17 protein-coding genes and 2 pseudogenes are annotated in these 16,540 nt (G+C 35.6%); 9 read left to right on the plus strand and 10 right to left on the minus strand.

The window, feature by feature from the left end:
* The first annotated feature begins 2 nt into the window (after positions 1-2).
* Both A9G43_RS08695 and A9G43_RS08700 read left to right on the plus strand, forming a co-directional pair.
* Complete coding sequence (locus A9G43_RS08695) at positions 3-758, plus strand: histidine phosphatase family protein (RefSeq protein ID WP_065608419.1); 756 nt, start codon at positions 3-5, stop codon at positions 756-758.
* A 151-nt stretch (positions 759-909) separates the two neighbouring features.
* Positions 910-1,449 (plus strand): methylated-DNA--[protein]-cysteine S-methyltransferase, encoded by a 540-nt coding sequence (locus tag A9G43_RS08700; protein ID WP_065608349.1) that lies wholly within the window; start codon positions 910-912, stop codon positions 1,447-1,449.
* Between the two features lie 430 nt (positions 1,450-1,879).
* On the opposite strand, the gene A9G43_RS08705 is transcribed toward A9G43_RS08700, so the two are convergent.
* The 5 genes and pseudogenes from A9G43_RS08705 to A9G43_RS08725 all read right to left on the minus strand — a co-directional run bounded on the left by A9G43_RS08705 (position 1,880) and on the right by A9G43_RS08725 (position 8,568).
* Positions 1,880-2,788 carry a lysine exporter LysO family protein gene (locus tag A9G43_RS08705; RefSeq protein ID WP_065608351.1) on the minus strand — a complete coding sequence of 303 codons (909 nt, stop codon included), beginning with the start codon at positions 2,786-2,788 and terminating at the stop codon, positions 1,880-1,882.
* An 80-nt stretch (positions 2,789-2,868) separates the two neighbouring features.
* Entirely contained in the window at positions 2,869-3,795 is a 927-nt protein-coding gene (locus A9G43_RS08710) for a VirK/YbjX family protein (protein WP_176701717.1), read from the minus strand.
* A 242-nt stretch (positions 3,796-4,037) separates the two neighbouring features.
* Positions 4,038-5,339, minus strand: a complete 1,302-nt coding sequence (gene eno, locus A9G43_RS08715; RefSeq protein WP_065608355.1) for a phosphopyruvate hydratase — start codon at positions 5,337-5,339, stop codon at positions 4,038-4,040.
* 48 nt (positions 5,340-5,387) lie between these two features.
* Positions 5,388-7,025 (minus strand): glutamine hydrolyzing CTP synthase, encoded by a 1,638-nt coding sequence (gene pyrG, locus A9G43_RS08720; protein ID WP_065608357.1) that lies wholly within the window; start codon positions 7,023-7,025, stop codon positions 5,388-5,390.
* 378 nt (positions 7,026-7,403) lie between these two features.
* Positions 7,404-8,568, minus strand: a pseudogene (locus tag A9G43_RS08725) (IS3 family transposase).
* Between the two features lie 404 nt (positions 8,569-8,972).
* Here A9G43_RS08725 and A9G43_RS11405 point away from each other — a divergent pair.
* From A9G43_RS11405 to A9G43_RS08750, 6 genes and pseudogenes are all read left to right on the plus strand, one after another.
* Positions 8,973-9,116, plus strand: a pseudogene (locus A9G43_RS11405) (phage baseplate assembly protein V); the annotation flags it as partial.
* 131 nt (positions 9,117-9,247) lie between these two features.
* Positions 9,248-9,355 carry a type VI secretion system Vgr family protein gene (locus A9G43_RS10770; protein ID WP_081298094.1) on the plus strand — a complete coding sequence of 36 codons (108 nt, stop codon included), beginning with the start codon at positions 9,248-9,250 and terminating at the stop codon, positions 9,353-9,355.
* 24 nt (positions 9,356-9,379) lie between these two features.
* Positions 9,380-9,583 carry a type VI secretion system Vgr family protein gene (locus A9G43_RS11410; RefSeq protein ID WP_065608361.1) on the plus strand — a complete coding sequence of 68 codons (204 nt, stop codon included), beginning with the start codon at positions 9,380-9,382 and terminating at the stop codon, positions 9,581-9,583.
* Complete coding sequence (locus A9G43_RS10775; protein WP_081298095.1) at positions 9,508-10,086, plus strand: DUF2345 domain-containing protein; 579 nt, start codon at positions 9,508-9,510, stop codon at positions 10,084-10,086. Before A9G43_RS11410 ends, A9G43_RS10775 begins: the two co-directional genes overlap by 76 nt.
* 2 nt (positions 10,087-10,088) lie before the next feature.
* Positions 10,089-10,460 (plus strand): hypothetical protein, encoded by a 372-nt coding sequence (locus tag A9G43_RS08745; RefSeq protein ID WP_065608365.1) that lies wholly within the window; start codon positions 10,089-10,091, stop codon positions 10,458-10,460.
* 404 nt (positions 10,461-10,864) lie between these two features.
* Positions 10,865-11,083, plus strand: coding sequence for a hypothetical protein (locus A9G43_RS08750; protein ID WP_065608367.1), 219 nt, complete (start codon positions 10,865-10,867; stop codon positions 11,081-11,083).
* A 218-nt stretch (positions 11,084-11,301) separates the two neighbouring features.
* Here A9G43_RS08750 and ycaO read toward each other — a convergent pair whose 3' ends face one another.
* On the minus strand, positions 11,302-13,077 hold the full coding sequence (ycaO, locus tag A9G43_RS08755; RefSeq protein ID WP_065608369.1) for a 30S ribosomal protein S12 methylthiotransferase accessory factor YcaO: 1,776 nt from the start codon (positions 13,075-13,077) through the stop codon (positions 11,302-11,304).
* A gap of 143 nt (positions 13,078-13,220) precedes the next feature.
* Here ycaO and A9G43_RS08760 point away from each other — a divergent pair, with 143 nt between their 5' ends.
* Entirely contained in the window at positions 13,221-13,577 is a 357-nt protein-coding gene (locus tag A9G43_RS08760) for a DUF4282 domain-containing protein (RefSeq protein WP_218058653.1), read from the plus strand.
* A 97-nt stretch (positions 13,578-13,674) separates the two neighbouring features.
* Here A9G43_RS08760 and tsaD read toward each other — a convergent pair whose 3' ends face one another.
* From tsaD to coaE, 4 genes are read right to left on the minus strand one after another with little or no spacing between them, the layout of a single operon-like run.
* Positions 13,675-14,700, minus strand: coding sequence for a tRNA (adenosine(37)-N6)-threonylcarbamoyltransferase complex transferase subunit TsaD (gene tsaD / locus A9G43_RS08765; RefSeq protein ID WP_065608371.1), 1,026 nt, complete (start codon positions 14,698-14,700; stop codon positions 13,675-13,677).
* Positions 14,700-14,918: a DNA gyrase inhibitor YacG gene (yacG, locus tag A9G43_RS08770; protein WP_065608373.1), complete on the minus strand. Its 219-nt coding sequence runs from the start codon at positions 14,916-14,918 to the stop codon at positions 14,700-14,702. The genes tsaD and yacG overlap by 1 nt, the downstream gene beginning before the upstream one ends.
* Before the next feature lie 30 nt (positions 14,919-14,948).
* Positions 14,949-15,686, minus strand: a complete 738-nt coding sequence (gene zapD, locus A9G43_RS08775) for a cell division protein ZapD (protein ID WP_065608375.1) — start codon at positions 15,684-15,686, stop codon at positions 14,949-14,951.
* A gap of 5 nt (positions 15,687-15,691) precedes the next feature.
* The gene (coaE, locus tag A9G43_RS08780; protein WP_065608377.1) at positions 15,692-16,297 is read right to left on the minus strand and encodes a dephospho-CoA kinase; all 606 of its coding nucleotides are present in this window, start codon (positions 16,295-16,297) and stop codon (positions 15,692-15,694) included.
* Between the last annotated feature and the right edge of the window lie 243 nt (positions 16,298-16,540).

Consider the following 16,540-nt stretch of genomic DNA (forward strand, 5'->3'; position numbering starts at 1 on the left):
CAATGAAAAAATTTATTATATTAATTAGTTCATTAATTATTTCAATAACGACCTTATCGCAAGCTTTTGCGGATGATGTATATATCTATGTCACTCGCCATGGTAAAACTATGTTTAATAACGTACACCGTGCCCAAGGATGGTCTGATACACCGCTAACAAAGCCAGGTGTCGAGGTTGCAGAACAATTAGGACGAGGGTTGAGAGATGTCAAATTTATTTCAGTTTATTCAAGTGATTTAGGTAGAGCACGACAAACTGCTAGCATTGTTTTAGAAACTAAAGGCGATAAAATTCAAATTAATGAAATGGAAGGCTTGCGTGAACAGTGTTTTGGCGATTATGAAGGAGATTTTGATCCGAACATGTGGACACCAGCTGCACAGCATTTAGGTTATGCATCAGATAAAGAGCTAATGGCGGATATGGCTCAAGGCAAGGTTACCCTAAAAGCAATGATGGATGCAATCGTCGCAGTTGAGAAATCAGGCGAAGCCGAAGACTACAATAAAGTAAAAAATCGTATGCAAGCATCATTAAAAGCCATTGCTGAATCAGCCAAAGCACAAGGTGGTGGCAACGTGCTTGTGGTATCTCACGGTTTAGCAATTATGGCTATGGTTCAAGAATGGCAAGATAAACCAATTACAGCTGGATTAGGTAACGCAAGTGTTACTAAAATTCGTTACACCGACGATGGTAAATTTATTGTTGAAAGCCTTGGAGATATGAGCTACGTCGAAAAAGGTAAAAATTAAGCAAAATAACTTCAAAATGTATGGCTCACCAATGAGCCATATTCCACATTTACTATTAACTCATAATATTAATCGATAAATTTGTAGTATTTATCGCTATAAACAAGCATAATTTAATAGTGTATTTATTAAATATTACTAAAAGGCCAATATGTTTTATTTATGCAATTACTCATCTCCAGTGGGACTAATAACCCTAGCCAGTCAACAAAATAAGTTAGTTGGGGCTTGGATTGAAGGTGAAAAATATTTTGGTCATATACTCAATACACGAACAGAAGAAAAATCTAATTTAACCATTTTTAACTCAACAAAAAAATGGCTTGATGATTATTTTTTAGAAAAAAGACCGAATCCATACCAATTAGAGCTCGCACCAAATGGCACGCCTTTTCGAAACTTAGTATGGGAAATTTTATGCAAAATTCCATATGGCCAGGTCATTACTTACGGCGATATCGCAAAACAGATCGCCATTAAAACAAACAAAGCAAGCATGTCTAGCCAAGCCGTAGGCGGGGCAGTTGGTCATAATCCCATATCAATCATTATTCCTTGCCACCGAGTTATCGGCGCAAACGGTAATTTAACAGGTTATGCTGGTGGAATAGATAAAAAAATAAAGTTATTAACATTAGAAAGTATTAACACGGATCAATTCTTTATTCCAACCAAAGGGACTGCACTTTAATTTACAAATAGAAAACTGTTGCCAATGTTTTAAGAACACAATCAAATTTTTATTAAAGTGTATGAAAACGCCGAGTTGTTTACACTTCATGGTTAAAATAATCCTCTAAAAACTCATAAGGCGTTTTTCCAAAAATTATTTTATGCGGTTTAACGGTATTATAAAAATTAATAAAGCGTTTAGGCTTTTGTTTTCTCTCATTTGAATCGCTAAATATATTCTGATTATGCCACATCGCAATTCAAAGTTCGTATCACTCTTTCGGCTTTCCCATTAGTTTGCGGACGGGCGGTGTAAATACCCCATAGTTAGTACAAAACAGACGTAGAAAATCATGCTGCTTGTTTTTATATTTTAAATTCAATGGGCGTCATATTATTTAGTGCCTCATGTGGTCTTTCAGTATTATGTTGGCTTGGCTTTCTTTAGGCTAAAATCCACCATAGTTAAATAGCGTAATAAATATCGGCATAATTAGTGTCAATAAAAAACCTTGGGCAATAGCGGCAGGTACAATGGCTATTCCACCACCTTTTTGTAGCATGGGGAGTGTAAAATCCATTGATGTTGCACCACACAGACCTAATGTGGTTAATTGGTAGCGTTTAATTAGTGTTGGGATTAAGATAATTGCGCATAATTCACGCAGAATATCATTTAAAAACGTAGCACTACCAATAATTGGACCATGGGCTTCTGCCATTAAAATACCCGATAACGAATACCAACCAAAACCCGATGACATAGCAAGACCAACTCGTGCGGGCAAATCTAAAACAAATGACACAACAATGCCCCCCCAAAATGCACTTATCGTAACTATTAGCGTTGTAATTATGCCTATTTTGTTGAGCAGAATATGCTTGATTGAAATATTATTACTGCGTAATTGAATACCGACTAAAAACAATAAAAAAACCAATACAACTTGAGTGGTACTTTCTGCATATTGCCAAATAAATAATGGAAATAATCCGCAAATAAACCCGATAATTAATGCAATACAAACACGCAATGACTCAAAAATCATTTTAAAACGTGATTCGTAAGTTTGATCTGTTTTATATGCTTTGGTAGAAAGAAAATAATCAAAAATAATTAAAACAACAAAATTACCGCCAAATGTACAAACAAAAAGAACACCGGTATAACATAAAATCATTTGTAAATCTGTAGTTAAGTTATCTAAATGTGCAAGTTCAGATCCCATAATGAATAAAATAAGGTAAACCATCCAACTCAATGTTTGGTTAATCTTGGTCATCAAATTATCATTTTTAATCTTAATTAAATAACCAATAAACAATGGCACTAACGCAATAAGAATACCAAAATACATATTTTATTCCTTAACTATTCTTGATTTTTATTTTTAAATAATTGGATCAAACCTATGTTTTAAAATATTACTGCTAATCATCAAGACAATGATGCTAATTTTTGCTCAATATTAAGTTGAAGCTGATCCAATAAAGCGTAACGATTTCGATATTCTGAACGTTTTTTACTGGCGATTTCTTCAATGGATTTTCGATTAGTTTGGCTTGGTAATATAAATAAACCATTGGCATCTTGTTTGCTATCAAGTGTTAACCAAAAATCATCATAATCAGACAAAATACGCTCCTGACGGCTGTTATAACGCCAATTATTATATATATGGGTTTTATTGCCCACAGCAACAATTTGCTTTAACTGATAATAACGTGCAATCGTCAACGTAGCCTCAACAGCAATACGTTTAGGAAACAACCCATAGCACGCTTTAGTTGCTTTTTGCACACGCGTGCGCGCATCATCATACCCTGTACCTTGTAAGCCAGCAATAAACAGTGTTGGTTTGGCTTGATATTCAACAATTGAAAACGTCAAAGTGGCTAAGTCGATGCCATCACTATCATAAAAATAAAGGCTGATTTCGCCCTCTCTTGCAAATTTATTACGGGCTTGCACTGCTATTTGAATGTTTTGTTCATTTTTAACCGTTACATCAGCCAATACAAAAGGAAATTGTGGATTATAAAAAGCCTTACTTACGCTGTCAGGTTGTTTAGCTAAAAAATCATAATGATATGCCAAAGCGTCATAACGGGCTTTTTGACTCAAGCAAGAAGCTAAATAAGGCCGCTGTAATTTACATGGCAAATTTGTTTGGCACGAAAAATAATCGCCAAGTAGTGGGTACTGTCTTAATTTATCAAGCCATTTTAAAGTAATTGGACTTAAAAACAAGGTTCTGAAAAAAAACTTATAACGATAAGTCGGATTAAGCCATAATTCGTTTAATGGTAATTTACCAGTATAAAGCCAGTTAAAAAGTTGCCATTTACTTTTTGGCCTAGACATATTCGTAATATTATTCATAAGTAGAAATTAAAATCGAGTTAGTTATTCTGTCAATTACTGGCGATTAAATCAATACGCATTGATATTTATAATCAGCCATAAAAAAATCAAACGATAAGAGTACAACACAACCTAAGTTGGTGCAACTGTTCCTATGATTATGTAAGATTAAATTAAATAAAAATAAAAAACGGTGAGCTAGTCACCGTTTTTTAAGCAATAATATCTTTTATAAACAAGAATTATTGACCTTTAACTTCTTTTAAACCGTTAAATGGTGCTTTTGAACCTAAAGCTTCTTCAATACGGATTAATTGGTTGTATTTAGCAACACGGTCAGAACGGCTCATTGAACCAGTTTTGATTTGGCCAGCTGCTAAACCTACTGCTAAATCAGCAATTGTTGAATCTTCGGTTTCACCGCTACGGTGAGAAATAACTGCAGTATAGCCTGCATCTTTCGCCATTTTAACTGCAGCGATAGACTCAGTTAATGTACCGATTTGGTTTACTTTAACTAAGATAGAGTTAGCGATACCTTTTTCAATACCTTGTTTGAAGATTTTAGTATTAGTTACAAATAAATCATCACCGACTAATTGGATTTTGTGACCTAAAGCTTCAGTTTGGTAAGCCCAACCTTCCCAATCGCTTTCATCTAAACCGTCTTCGATAGATACGATTGGATATTCATTAGTTAAACCTTCTAAGTAATGAGTAAATTCTTGAGCAGTGAATTCTTTGTTACCTTCACCTTTCAATACATATTTACCAGTTTCTTTGTTATAGAATTCAGAAGCCGCACAGTCCATCGCTAAGGTGATATCTTTACCTAAAACATAACCTGCTTTTTCTACTGCTTCTTTAATGCATGCTAATGCTTCAGCATTTGAACCTAAATTAGGTGCAAAACCACCTTCATCACCAACTGCAGTATTCATACCTTTAGCGTGTAATACTTTTGCTAAGTTATGGAATACTTCAGAACCCATGCGAATTGCTTCACGAACTGTTTTAGCACCAACTGGTTGGATCATGAATTCTTGTAAATCAATGTTGTTATCAGCATGCTCACCACCGTTGATGATGTTCATCATTGGTAATGGCATTGAATATTGACCAGGAGTGCCGTTAAGATCAGCAATGTGTTGATAAAGAGGAACACCTTTAGCGGCTGCAGCAGCTTTAGCTGTTGCTAAAGATACAGCAAGAATTGAGTTAGCACCTAAGTTAGATTTAAAATCAGTTCCATCTAAGCCAAGCATGATTTGGTCGATAGCTGCTTGATCTAAAGCATCTTTACCAACAACGGCTTTAGCGATTGGTCCATTTACATTTTCAACCGCTTTTAATACGCCTTTACCTAAAAAGCGAGATTTGTCACCATCACGAAGTTCTAACGCTTCACGTGAGCCAGTTGACGCACCAGATGGCACGATTGCAAGACCAACAAAACCACCTTCTAAATGAACTTCGGCTTCAACTGTTGGATTACCACGAGAGTCGATCACTTCACGACCATGTACTTTAACGATTTTTGCCATGTTATTTTCCTCTATATGACAGATATATTACAATATGTTAATTCAAAACTATTTTTGTTGCTGCTCTTGATAAGCTTTGGCAGCTTTTATAAAACTACTAAATAGTGGATGTCCATCTCGTGGTGTTGATGTAAACTCTGGATGGAACTGACACGCAACAAACCATGGATGATCTGGAATTTCTATGATTTCAACTAGCTTTCGATCCGTTGAAAGACCAGTGACCTTCAATCCTGCTTTAACCACTTCTGGTAATAAATTATTATTTACTTCGTAACGATGTCTATGACGCTCGGTAATCGATTCATTTTTATACATATCATATACTAATGAATTTGGCTCTAAATGACAAATTTGCGAACCTAAACGCATTGTGCCACCTAAATCACTGTTTTCATTACGTTGTACTACATTACCCGATTCATCGCTCCATTCTGTAATTAAAGCAATGATTGGGTTTGCACAATCTTTGACAAATTCAGTTGAGTTAGCATCTTTAATACCCGCAACATTACGTGCATATTCGATCATAGCCACTTGTAAACCAAGGCAGATACCTAAGTACGGGATCTTGTTTTCACGGGCATAGCGAGCTGCCATAATTTTGCCTTCAACACCACGATAACCAAATCCACCAGGAATTAAGATAGCATCTAAACCTTCTAGCAAATCAGTACCGCGTGACTCAAGATCTTCTGAATCAATATAACGAATATTCACCGTTAAACGATTTTTTAATCCACCGTGTTTTAATGCTTCGTTCACTGATTTATAAGCATCGGGTAAAGCAATATATTTACCCACCATACCAATAGTCACTTCACCAACTGGGTTAGCTTCTTCATAAATGACTTGTTCCCATTGAGAAAGATCGGCTTCTTTACAGTCGAGATTGAAACGTTTGCAAACAAAAGTATCTAAGCTTTGTGATTTTAATAATGCCGGAATTTTATAAATAGAATCGACATCTTTAAGTGAAATCACTGCACGCTCAGGCACGTTACAAAATAGTGCAATTTTAGCTCGTTCATGAGCAGGAATAATGCGATCGGAACGGCAAATTAACACATCGGGTTGAATACCAATTGACAGCAACTCTTTTACTGAATGTTGCGTAGGTTTGGTTTTTACCTCACCTGCAGAGGCCAAATAAGGTACTAAGGTTAAGTGCATAAATAATGTGTGTTCACGGCCAACATCAACCGCTAATTGACGAATCGCTTCTAAAAACGGAAGTGATTCAATATCACCAACAGTACCACCAATTTCAACAATTGCAACGTCAAACCCCTTTGCGCCATCAATTACACGTGATTTAATTGCATTAGTGATATGAGGAATGACTTGAACTGTAGCCCCTAAATAATCACCACGGCGCTCTTTTCGTAACACATCAGAATAAATGCGCCCTGTAGTGAAGTTATTTTTTCGCGTCATTTTAGTGCGAATAAAACGTTCATAATGACCTAAATCAAGATCGGTTTCTGCACCATCTTCAGTCACAAACACTTCACCATGTTGAATAGGACTCATTGTGCCCGGATCGACATTAATGTAGGGATCAAGTTTGAGCATGGTGACATTTAAATTGCGGGCTTCTAAAATTGCAGCTAGAGATGCTGCGGCAATGCCTTTACCAAGGGAAGAAACGACACCGCCTGTAACAAAAATATAATTCGTGACCATTAATACCAGACCATTATTAATTTATTAGAACAATATTGCATCGATTTTAAGACATCAAAACCAATACAACATACAAGAATCAGACGGGAATGTAGTATAACAGAATCTGCCTTATCTCACAATTGAATAATGAGTTTTAACTAATTCTTTTAAAAGGGAGCATTAGCCAAATTTGCTCCCATTTTTGAGTTAGCACTTTAACAATATACCAAGAATTTTATTACGTCCATCTAAATCGAGTTATCCTTTATAATTAGCTTCAACACATCACTCTGTCATTTTTTAAGGTGTAAGAATTACTCACGTTGCTTACAGTAATTTGAGAAACTACTGTAATGAATATAAATAAAAAACAAAACTATGATCCTCGCCAAAATATTAGACAGTGCCCACCTCTATCATTTTTTCGTTTTGGTAATATTGTTGTTCATATTGTTCAGGTGATACCCAGCCATTGGCTGAATGACGGCGTATCCGATTATAATAGATTTCAATATATTCAAATAGTGCTTTATTAGCCAGTTTCCTCGTTTTGTAGTAACAGTCATGAATAATGTGTGTTTTGAGTGTATGAAAAAACTTTCAACAACCGCATTATCAAAGCAGTTTCCTCTTCGACTCATGCTTTGCCTTAGCCCATATTGTAACAATAATTGCTTGAAATCAGCACTGCAATATTGGCTTCTTTGGTCACTATGAATGAGTACATTTTTAGGAAGGTGACGCCGAAATAAGACTTGTTTTAATGTATTACACACTAAATGGCGGTCTATGTAGCAACTCGTTTGCCTAGCAATCACTTTTCGTCCATATAAATCGATAATCACCGACAAATATAACCAATCTTCACTCGTTTTGATATAAGTAATATCGGTTACCCCTGTTTTATTAGGCTTATCAGGATTAAATTGCCTATCTAACGTGTTGGGCACAATATTGTGATGAGCCGTGTCTGTTTTATACTTGAATTTACGTGCGGCTTTACTATGCAATCTTAAACTAAGTAATCCCCATTGTTGCAAAACACGGCAAGCTGTCCTTTCTGAAACTTGATAGCCCGCTTCCCTTGCATCATGAAGCAGGATTGGCGCACCTAAACGGGCTTTATGTTGCCAATACTGTTTTTGGATATACTCGCTGAGTTTAGCTGATTTGTTTGCTCTTTTTAACCAAGCATAATAACCCGATGAACTGACACCAAGTAATGAGCATATCCTAGTAACGGGATAGCAGGTTAAATGATTTTTCATATAAGTGTACTTCATCGACTTGGATTGTTGATGATATGCACATGCGCCTTTTTTAGTATATCATTGGCCATTTTCTGTTCTTTAATCTCTTTTTCTAACGCCATAATCCGCTGTTGCTCAGCGGTTAACTCTCGACGGCTAGTTTTATTCGGGGAAAGTTGCCTAATCCATTTATCTAGGGTTGATTTACCCACACCTAGATGATTGGCAAGTTCGCTGATAGAAAGGTGTACATTAGATAACGCATAATCCATTGATTGTTGTTTGAATTCAATACTAAATTTTTTAACCATGATATTTGTCTTCTATGATTCTTGTTTATATCATAGAGGCGACTTTTGTCCACTTTTTTGGCGAGGATCATTAGAATATCTTTTTCCATACGAAGTTGTTTTAGCTCTTTGCACAAAGCGATTAACTCTTGTTCTTGTGGACTGCGATTATCTTTTGTTTTAAATGAGCCACTTTGGCTTGCTTGCGTTATCCAATGGTTCAATTCTGATGGTGTCAAATCATATTCTGCAATGATTTCACTATGTGATTTATATGTTGATAAAGACTGAACATTTGGTGTTTAAAATCGTTATTGAATGCCGTCTTTTGTGTTTAATCTTATTCATATTTGCTCCTTTTTTAGTTGTGATAAGTTTACCTTACCCCTTAAAAAAGTTGTATGATTTAGTGTAGCCGATCCAATATCGATCCCCAAGGACGGTATCGGGTTAAATTTAACTTTGATTTAAAAGCGTGGAAAAGTGGCACGGAAAGCTTATGGCTACGCTTAGCCAAACCGTATGCGGGCAACGCCTATGGCTTTCACTTCCCGTTAATTGACGGCACCGAAGTGGCCATCGCCTTTATGCAAGGCAATCCTGATAGGCCGTATGTTGCCCATGCGATGCATGATAGTGTTCCACCACCATTAACAAACACCGCAATGTCATTCGCACCCCCGCCAATAACAAACTACGCATGGATGATAAACGTGGGCAAGAGCATATCAAACTGGCTATTGAATACGGCAAAAGCCAACTTAATATTGGTCACTTAGTTAACGAAAAAAAAACAACCCCGCGGTGAAGGTTTTGAACTACGCACTGATGAATGGGGGGGGCGATTGCTGCCAATAGAGGCCTATACTTAACCACCCAAACCCAGCCCAAAGCGCAAGGCAAACAGCTCGATATGCAAGCGGCAATAAGCCAACTTGAAAATGCTCTCTCGATTGCAAAATCCCTACAAACGCCACCCAGTCCGAGTCGCACAGCGCCGATACCGACAGCCAAGAGCAACTTAAAGCTAACTTAACTCAGCTAACCCAAAGTGGCCTATTAGCCTATGCGCAAGAAGGTATCGCCCTAACCAGCCCTGAAAACATCCAACTATCGACAGCTAACAGTTTCACCTTAACCAGTGAAGACCAAACCGACATTAACGTCTTAAAAAACGTCACCCTCTCATCGGGCGAGGTGTTTGGCTTATTTGCCCAACAAACAGGCATGAAACTATTTGCCAACCAAGGTGATATTGAGGTACAAGCCCAAAACGCCAACCTCAATATGGCCGCCAAGCAAGATATCAAAGTAGATAGCGTGAATGGTAAGGTGACCATTACCGCCAAAGACAACCTCACCCTTATTTGTGGTGGCTCTTATATCAAAATCAGCAGCGAAGGCATTGAACTGGGCACACAGGATAATGTTTATCTTAAGTGTAATGTGATGCAAAAGGTGGGGCCGGCAACCCAATCTAAAACAATTAGATTAAATTCAAGTGAACTGAATGTAAAACGCTGTGCAGAAACCGATTAAAAATGATTACTGAATTAAATAATCAAAATAACTTTAACAAATATCGCTATTTACTAGTCGATAATTTAGTGTCACTTAATTCAATAAACCCATTGTCACACGACTCATTAGTGAATCAATTTGGTGAAGAAAAACTATTTGGTGAACATAAACTCACTCAGGTATTACGTACCGATTTAGATTATGATCCAAGCATATACCCAACACTAATTAAACTGGCAGAGCCCAATGAATTTTTAGACAGTCCGATCCTTGATGAAATTGGTAAACAGGCTGAAATCGAATGTTTTTGGTCAAAGCGTTATATTTGCGCTTATATTGTTAGCCCCCTTAAACCGTCGATATTGGCAAAACAGGTTGATAGCTATAGGTAATAACATCGCTAAAATATTGCAACAGCCTTATTATCCTTTCTTTGAACCGTTTCGTATGCAATTTTTGCACGAAGTTGCTACCAACCAAGACACCGCATGACTAAAATCGCAATTTGCTCAAATTGAAAACTATTATTATCCGTCCATTCATGCTGGGCAGTTTGTTCGTTTCACGGCCGATAGTGAACTTGAAACGCAAGACCGTTGGAGCACTCATTATTGTCAGCGCTTAAAAAGCTTAAGGTACCAAACTGCTTTTACTCAGCATCCTAAAGTACTTGAGAAAATTGCCAAAGCGCAAAAAGAGCCGAGCACATTGTCAAAACACATTATTGACGCCAATATTAACCTTGAAAACCAATTACTTTCTATTAACGAATAAGACAAGCATTAAAGAGTGTAAGATGAAAAAAACAGCAAACACCGCGATAGAAAATAAAAATGAAGCAGCCGGTCGTTGCCTTGCCTGTGAACGAATAGGATTACAGGTCTTTTTACTGCGTCAAGCAGTGATAAAAACAAAATTAAATAAAATTAAACAGGTTAACCAGACTTATCAAGAACTGGCAGATTATACTAAAACATTAGATGTAGGAAAACGCCGAGTTGTTTATACTTCATAGTTAAAATAATCATCTAAAAACTCATAAGGCGTTTTTCCAAAAATCTCTTTATGCAGTTTAACGATATTATAAAAATTAATAAAGCGTTTAGCCAAAATCAGTGACAGTTATTTTTTCTTTATGATATAAACGCCATATCTATTATCTGTGATAAGGCGTTAGTTTTGTTTTTTTATGTATATTCATTACAGTAATTTCTCAAATTACTGTAAACAACGCTAATAAATCCTACACATTGTTTGATGCAATTTATTATATACAGCTAATAATTTTTGGTGCATTTCAAACTGTTCTAGATTGTTATTGGTCTGTTTTTCGATTTTCTTATAATCAGCTAAATCAAAAAATATTTTGTCACCATTAGCGTATTGCCACATATCATCAACACAGTTTTTACCATACATTTTATTAAATGCGGCTTGATAATTATTAAACTGATTTTTGTCTCGTTGTAAAATAAAATTAACTAATGTCTGTAAACAACGATAAGCATCATTGCGCAATGGCGTGAATATAGATTCGTTCATTTCAATCGTCCAATTAATCCACTGTTGTGCTTGTATTAAGTCTTTACCTGCCAATGCCAGCATTGCTTTTAGCTCGCCAACACGAAGAGTTAACCAAGCATTATCGTTACCTGTTGCAATGCCTAGCAGTTCGCGAACTCGAGCATAATCATCAAACCCTTCATCATCAAGCTGTTCAATAATTGCTAGGTACTGTTTAGCTGTACGTTTTTGGTAAGGTAATGACAAAATAAGCTTTCGTAATCCAATAGCCATATTGTTATTGGCAATTATAAGATCTTCAGGAGGATAAATTTCAGACATACCAACGGCCAGAATTCGGCAAGCATAAACACCAAGGTGTTCGTAGTCCATAATTAACACTTCAGTTTTATGGTGGGTAAAAATAGTCATCAAATTTGCAAATTCTTGGTCGGTTGTACCAGAAAAGTCCCAATCGACAAATTCATAATCTGCTTGTTCATTAAATAGATCCCATGAAATCAAACCGCTTGAATCAATAAAATGCGTTTCTAAATTACTAAGATCAGCAATATCATCATTATCAAAACTTGGAGCTGAAAACACATCAAGATCTTTTAAACTGCGTCCTTGTAGTAATTCTGTTACTGTTCTTTCAAGCGAAACGCCAAAATTTGGATGCGCACCAAATGAGGCGTAACACGTTCCATTTTGTGGATTAAATAACACTACACAAATAACCGGAAACTCTCCACCCAATGAGGCATCAAAACAGTAAAGCGGAAAGCCTTCGCTTTCAAGCGCATCAATTGCAGCTAAAACGGTGGGGTAACGGTTAATCACTTCAGTTGGGATAATTGGTAAGCTAATGCCTTCGGCTATAATCTTATTTTTAGTATAACGCTCAAAAATTTCAGATAACCCTTGTACTCGGGCCTCATTACGAGTATTACCAGCTGACATTCCATTAGAGGCATATAAATTAGCAATTAAATTAACTGGTACATAAATAGTTTTTTTGTCAGACTGCTGTTCAAATGGTAAAGCGCAGATACCTCGATCACCATTACTTGATTGTAAATCAATTAAATCTGTTGCACTCAATTCATGATCAGGATCATAAAACTTAAGTAGTTCTTTGGATAATAGTCCTTTAGGTAGTGAATTATCTTCAGGAATAGTGAACCATTTTTCACTTGGATAATGCACAAAATCGGCATTCGCTATTTGCTCTCCTAAGAAAAAATCTGAAAAAAAGTAATTGGTTGATAACCGTTCAAAATACTCTCCTAAAGCCGATGCTAATGCTGCCTTTTTGCTTGCACCTTTACCATTAGCAAAGCACAGTGGACATTTAGTATTTTGAATATGCACTGACCACACATTAGGTACCGGATTTAGCCAAGAAGTTTCTTTTACTTCTAAATCATATTTTGCTAATTGCTGCTGAAAATAGTTAATGGAATCTTCAAGAGCAGCATCTTTACCGGGGATATAAGTTTTCATAAGTTAATCTCAAAATATTTTTATGTTATAATTTTTTGCATTTTACCGCTTTCAATAATTTATTACTTTATACGCAAATATAAAATACGCAAATATAAAAAAATAGAAGTAATAAAATTAACCCACATAAATAAGGAAATAAAATGAACAAAAAAATAGATTTTAAAGATCTTACCATTAAAGACTTATTCTGCTTTGATAAAATGTTAACACCTTCATTTATTATTATCGTGTATTGGATCGCATTAGTTATTATTGGCTTTAGTGCATTCACTATAATACTAAGTAGTTTTGCTTTATTTACTTATAGTTTTACCGCCGGTTTATTTACCTTTTTTACTGGCATTATTACCTTTGTTGTAGGATTTATTTCAACTCGTATTGGTTTTGAATTGATTTGTGTGCTATTTAATATTAATCACAATATTCAAAAATTAGCTAACGAAAAAACAGACTCCGAAAAAAAAGAAGAATCGTCTAGCATCAATACTATTAATTAATATCATTGATTTAACTATATAGACTAAAAAAGCGGGAACTGATTCCCGCTTTTTTTCTTTTGTTTTAAGCTGCATATCTTTAAATCAAAATAATCTATTAACCAGCATTAAGCTCGCTAAGTGGCCACCTTGGCCTAACATTGATTGCTAAATCTGAATACTGCTCTGCTTTTAAATGAAGCATCCCAGCGTAAGCAATCATGGCACCATTATCAGTACAAAATTCAAGCCTTGGATAATAAACCTGCCCTTTTCGCTGATGCATCAATTCAGTTAATTTAGTTCGCAATGTTTTGTTAGCACTTACCCCACCGGCAACTACTAAATTTTTAAACCCAGTTTGATTAAGTGCCCGTCTTGATTTAATCACCAATGTATCGACCAAAGCGTCTTCAAACGCTCTAGCAATATCAGCTTTAGTTTGTGCATCAATAATATTATTATCACTATGCTGATGAATCATATTAGCTGCTGCTGTTTTAAGGCCTGAAAAACTAAAATCAAGCCCAGGACGATCAGTCATTGGCCTAGGAAAATGGAATCGCGCTCCACTACTCTGTTCAGCCAATTTTGATAATTTTGCGCCACCGGGATAATCTAAACCAAGCAATTTGGCTGTTTTATCAAAAGCTTCTCCTGCAGCATCATCAATTGACTCTCCAATAAGTTCATATTTACCAATACCAGTCACACTAATAAGCTGTGTATGTCCCCCCGAAACTAATAATGCAACAAAGGGAAATTTAGGTGGATTATCTTCAAGCATCGGCGCAAGTAAATGGCCTTCCATGTGATGAACTGCAACAGCTGGTACGTTCCAAGCATAAGCAAGCGATCGTCCAATTGATGCGCCTACCATCAAGGCTCCAATCAATCCCGGACCAGCAGTATAGGCAACCCCATCAATATCTTGTGCGGTTAAATTAGCTTGTTTTAAAGCTGCTTGAATTAATGGCACGGTTTTACGAATATGATCGCGTGATGCCAGCTCTGGCACCACACCACCATAATCAGCATGTAATTTAATTTGTGAATAAAGCTGATTTGCAATTAAACCATTGACATCATCATAAATGGCAATGCCAGTTTCATCACATGAAGTTTCAATACCAAGGATCTTCATTAATGTCTACCTACAAAATCAGCAAAGTCTTGTTCACTCCATAGATCTTGTTCTGTTATATCTTTATCTAAAATACGATATTCTTCGGTTGCCCAATCACCTAAATCAATAAGTTGGCAACGCTTGCTGCAAAACGGGCGATAAAGACTGGCTTGACTCCATTCAACTTCTTTTTGACAAGTTGGGCACTTAACAAGTGTAGTAGTATTTTTATTCATTTCAACTCTTTTTTGAGTAACAGTATTCAATCAACAACAAGCTAATTCAAATTCAATACCATCAGAATTAACGTTATCGTAATCCTCAAGTGCTAAAAAACGAATACTATATCTGGTCATATGACCAGATACTTGAGGATACACATTTTTATCTAACGAAATTCGGATACGAATTAAATTAACATCGCCATTAGTTTCTTGAAAAAAGTTATTAGTATAAACAAACCGTTTAAATTCACCTAACTGTCGAATTAATTGCATATAACATGTTAGAGATTTATCAAGTGTTGATAAGTGTTGTAACCAATTTTCTATTTGACTATAACGCCTTTCTTGCGAAATTTTGAGCCATAAATGAAACGAAGGCAAATCAAAACTACAACATCCCCCCGGAATCATTAAGCGTTGACGAATGGCAGTAATAAATCGATCATCTTTTAATGGTTGTCCTAAGCGCCCAATTGCATTAAATTGAGCGATAAAATCATCAAATTGGTGAATCAGGTCATTAAGTAAATCATGATCCACCCCCTCAATATTTGACCACAAAACTAACTTTTGTTTTTGCAATTCAAGTTCTTTAACCAAATCACTTTTAATATCATTACGTTCAATAATCTCTAACAACTCGGACAACGCATGAAAAAAAATCAATCCATTATTATCATCAAAATGACAATGTGTATTTAATTGATTTAATAAAAATTCAACACGAAGCCAAGTGCGCATTTTTTCATTTAATGGGTGTTCAAAAATAATATTATTCATCTATTCTAAATCTTACTTTTAAAGCTATCTAAATATTGTTGATGCAGTAGATTAACTTGTGTTGTTAGCGACGACAAATTACCGTCATTAACTATAATATCATCAGCATAAGATAAACGTTTCTTCAAAGATACTTGTGACATTATCATCTTTTTAGCTAATAATTCATTAATATTATCCCTTTTTACTAATCGTGCCAATTGTAGTGAAAATGGGACATCAATTATCAGCACGCGATCAGCCCAAGTATGCAAATTGTTTTCAATCAATAACGGCACAACCCAAATTAGATAAGTTGTACTTTGCATAGCAATTTGTTTTTGGGTTTCTTGTTGAATGATGGGATGCAATAAATCATTAAGCCAGAGCCGTTCATGATCATTATTAAAAATAATTTCACGAAGCTGACTACGATCAAGTTCACCATTAGTAAGCAAAATTTCTTGGCTGAAATGCTTAACAATTTGGTTAAACGCATAGCTACCTGCTTGCACAACTTGCCTTGCAATAATATCTGCATCAATAATAGGTACACCTAATTTGGCAAACAAATCGGCGATAGTGCTTTTGCCACTGGCAATACCACCACTGAGCGCAACAACATAAGGCATAAGGCAAATTCCAATCCAACAAAAATTGCTTTATTATAGCATATATGTAATTTGATTAAATAATACAAATATTGAGAAAGATTTAGTTGTTAATTAGCTATTAAATTTTAAAAATAACTCACAAAATCAGTACGTATAAACAGCAATTTGAAAAATTTATTGCCTAATAAAAAAATAAATTAAATAAAACAGTTGTTTTATATTATTAGCTGTATATAATCACATATATCTGTATATAAAAAC

The sequence above is a fragment of the Gilliamella sp. Occ3-1 genome, assembly GCF_001690655.1.
Taxonomy (GTDB): domain Bacteria; phylum Pseudomonadota; class Gammaproteobacteria; order Enterobacterales; family Orbaceae; genus Gilliamella; species Gilliamella apicola_P.